Below are 3067 nucleotides of genomic sequence, written 5' to 3'. Positions count from 1 at the left end.
CAGAAGCACCCATTAATGAACAGCTAGTGGATGCGCGTGTCGACGCTGTGCTGGCGATGAAATTGTTGCTTGAAAACGAAGTAACAAGCAAAAACATCGATATCGAAACGGAAGATGGCGTGGTCATTTTGAGTGGCTCAGTGCCAACGCAGGCGGAAGCCGATCTCGCTATAGCAATCGCCAACAATACCTCGGGCGTCGAGAAGGTTGAGAGCAAACTGGAAGTCGAAAGTTAAACCGCCGCTGTCGTGTTTATAAAAGAGAAAAATCCAATATCAGTAATCAGGAGAAACACCATGTCTATGACAGAGAAACTAAAAAATACGCTTCATGATCAAGTTGAGTCTTGGGAGAAGCAACTCGATGAACAAAAAGCGAAGCTCAAAAAAGAGTACGCAGAGAACAAAGCTGCGGACTCTAGAGAAGCGCTTTTTGAAGACAGTAAGGAAAAAATAGAGGAAAAGGTGGAGCAGCTGAAGCGAAAAATCTCTGCTGCGAAATCTCAAATAGAAGAAATGGCTGACGCTTAAAGGCTCAGCGAAGGTATCGCGGAGAATCGCCTGCATGGGGTTCTCCGCCCTTCACCAGCCCTTCACCAGCCCTTCACCAGCCCTTACACCAACCTGTTTCCTGCGAACGACTAAACCAATCAGAGGTACTTATCATGACTCAGCAACATCAGTGGACACCCGAATACAAACGTACCGAAGACGATGATCTACGCCGAGTAGGCGTTGAGATAGAGCTTGCAGGCTTGTCGCCAGACAAGATCGTACACTTGTTACAGTTGCGATTTGGCGGCGTCGAAGAAATTGAAAGCCCGTTTGTTTATCACTTAAAGGATTCGCGCTTGGGGAATTTTCGTATCGAACTCGATGCAGAACTACTGAAAAAGCATGGCGAGCAAATTGAAGTCGAAGAAGACGAATCAGGAAAAGATCTACGCATGAAGGTGATCGATCTGTACACAGATGCCTTAACAAACTCAGCGGAGCTTTTCGTTCCTTGGGAGATCGTGACAGACCCTATCAAGATGAAGGAGCTTTCGATCCTCAATCCTATTTTTCCAGAGTTGAGAAAGGCCGGCGCAGAGGGTACGAAAGAGTCACTGCGCTATGCGTTTGGCGTACATCTAAATCCAGAACTACCCTCGCTTGAAGCCGAGACGATCCTGCGTTATCTGCAAGCCTATATTGTGATGCACGATTGGCTAGTCGAAAAAGAAAATGTGGATTTGATGCGCCGCATCACGCCGTACATTGCGCCGTTCAAAACGGAATACATTCAAAAAGTGCTCGCACCAGACTATAAGCCGACAATGGATCAGCTTATTGACGACTATCTAGAGTACAACCCGACCCGTAATCGCTCACTCGATATGCTGCCACTTTTTGCGCACATCGATGAACAACGCGTTCGTGAGGTAGTGAAAGACTCGCGTGTTAAAGCGCGCCCAACACTGCACTATCGTCTGCCAAACTGTGAAATCGACGAGCCTAGTTGGGAGCTTTGGACTGTATGGCAAAACTGGCTTCAGGTTGAATCACTCGCAAATCACAAATCGTTGCCCGAGCTTGCCGCGGAGTATCTCGAGTCAATGCAGAATTTAAGCCATCGGTTCTCAAATAAATGGAGTGAACAGATCGACGACCAGCTTGAGAAAATCGATCCGGCTTAGTACGCCATCGCAAAGAACACTCAATCGCGTGACCCCATTCTTTTGATAAGGAGCCGTACAATGAGCAACACGAAACCAAAAGTGTTAGTGACAGGGCCGAACAAGCGACTTAAATTTGGTTGGTGGGCGACACGTTATGCCCTGAGACATCTAAACCTAGACATAGAATACGCAAGCCCTGGCGATAAAGTCACACCCGAAGAATATGATGGCTTGATCATTGGCGGTGGCGACGACATCGAGCCAGAGCTATATGGCTTATTGAAGGACGACAAAAAAAAGCGCGCGTATGACCCGGAACGAGACCGTTTTGAGCTAGCACTTTTGGAAAACATGCTCAAGCGCAACGTCGCACTGTTTGGAATCTGTCGCGGTGCCCAGTTGCTCAATGTCGCTCAAGGTGGAACGCTTTTAAACGATATCAGGCCGCAGCGTCAGCTTACCTCCAACCGAAGAACGCTCCGAGCAAAAAAGCCTGTAAAGGTTGAATCGAATTCAAGGCTGCACGCTCTATTAGGCACAGAGCAAGCTTGTGTGAATAGCCTCCATGAGCAAGCGGTTGACCGTTTAGGAGGCGACCTAAAAGCCGTGGCCGCTGACCGCGACCACTTTATTCAAGGGATAGAATCGCCTTCACATCGTTTTATGATGGGCGTTCAGTGGCATCCCGAGTATCTGCCTTTTCAGGCAGACCAGCGCAACCTGTTTAGAGGCTTTGCACGTAGCGTTCACTCGATCGCAAATCACGGTTGAGGCCTTCTATGCCTCGACCTCATATGCCATTACCTGAAAAGTAGGCGAACACTTGTGTGCAATTTGCCAACTTTCCCATAGACTGCGCACATCGAATGAGCGATTATTCACTGCGATGACCGCGGGATGAATGGCCTCTTCCATCGGATGCCATTCAACGACTCACAACAAGATTATCAATTAGTAGCACGCAGCCATAATGAGCGATTCACCCGAGCTAAAGCCATCCATTGAGCTAAAACATCTAGCAAGCATTGGCGACCAACAATATCCGAGTGTTGAGCTTCGGTACCTACTAGATTACCTGCGCGAACAAGGCAAAGGGCCTTGGTGCAATGCACTCATTGAAGAGCTCGATCTACAGCAACACTTGCACAACGAATTCCTCCCTTCCTTTCTTGCACTTGAATGCAACAACCGCATTGTTCGCGATCAATTTTCGATCGGGCTTGGTGTGGCTGTTGGCGAGCGTTATGGATTGGATGACTTTGGAATACTCGGTGCCGCGCTGCGCCATGTTCCTTCTTTATATGAAGCGCTCAATATTACACTCGCCTACTATGAGCTCATTGGCAGCTTAACCGACCTCACCGTCATTCAGGATGAGCACACCTTTACTAACCGGTTTGTGAACGT

The 3067-nt window shown here is 48.2% G+C and carries 5 protein-coding genes; all 5 read left to right on the top strand.

From position 1 onward, the window contains the following. Positions 1 to 236, top strand: a 236-nt coding sequence (locus A3751_RS16720) for a BON domain-containing protein (protein ID WP_156492562.1), incomplete at its 5' end; no start/stop codon positions are given. Between the two features lie 60 nt (positions 237 to 296). Further along, on the top strand, positions 297 to 530 hold the full coding sequence (locus A3751_RS16715; RefSeq protein ID WP_068458077.1) for a hypothetical protein: 234 nt from the start codon (positions 297 to 299) through the stop codon (positions 528 to 530). Between the two features lie 134 nt (positions 531 to 664). After that, positions 665 to 1678, top strand: a complete 1014-nt coding sequence (locus A3751_RS16710; RefSeq protein ID WP_068458075.1) for an amidoligase family protein — start codon at positions 665 to 667, stop codon at positions 1676 to 1678. Between the two features lie 60 nt (positions 1679 to 1738). Then, entirely contained in the window at positions 1739 to 2431 is a 693-nt protein-coding gene (locus tag A3751_RS16705) for a gamma-glutamyl-gamma-aminobutyrate hydrolase family protein (RefSeq protein WP_068458072.1), read from the top strand. A 199-nt stretch (positions 2432 to 2630) separates the two neighbouring features. Continuing rightward, on the top strand, positions 2631 to 3067 hold a 437-nt coding region (locus A3751_RS16700), incomplete at its 3' end, for an AraC family transcriptional regulator ligand-binding domain-containing protein (RefSeq protein WP_197466429.1).

It is taken from the genome of Oleiphilus sp. HI0080 (genome assembly GCF_001635135.1).
Note: the sequence above shows the minus strand (reverse complement) of the source record. Positions and strands in the feature narration are given on the sequence as shown.

Excerpts from the sequence above, each read along its gene's own strand:
- A3751_RS16715 (WP_068458077.1), top strand. The coding sequence starts at position 297 with ATGTCTATGACAGAGAAACTAAAAAATACGCTTCATGATCAAGTTGAG.
- A3751_RS16710 (WP_068458075.1), top strand. The coding sequence starts at position 665 with ATGACTCAGCAACATCAGTGGACACCCGAATACAAACGTACCGAAGAC.
- A3751_RS16705 (WP_068458072.1), top strand. The coding sequence starts at position 1,739 with ATGAGCAACACGAAACCAAAAGTGTTAGTGACAGGGCCGAACAAGCGA.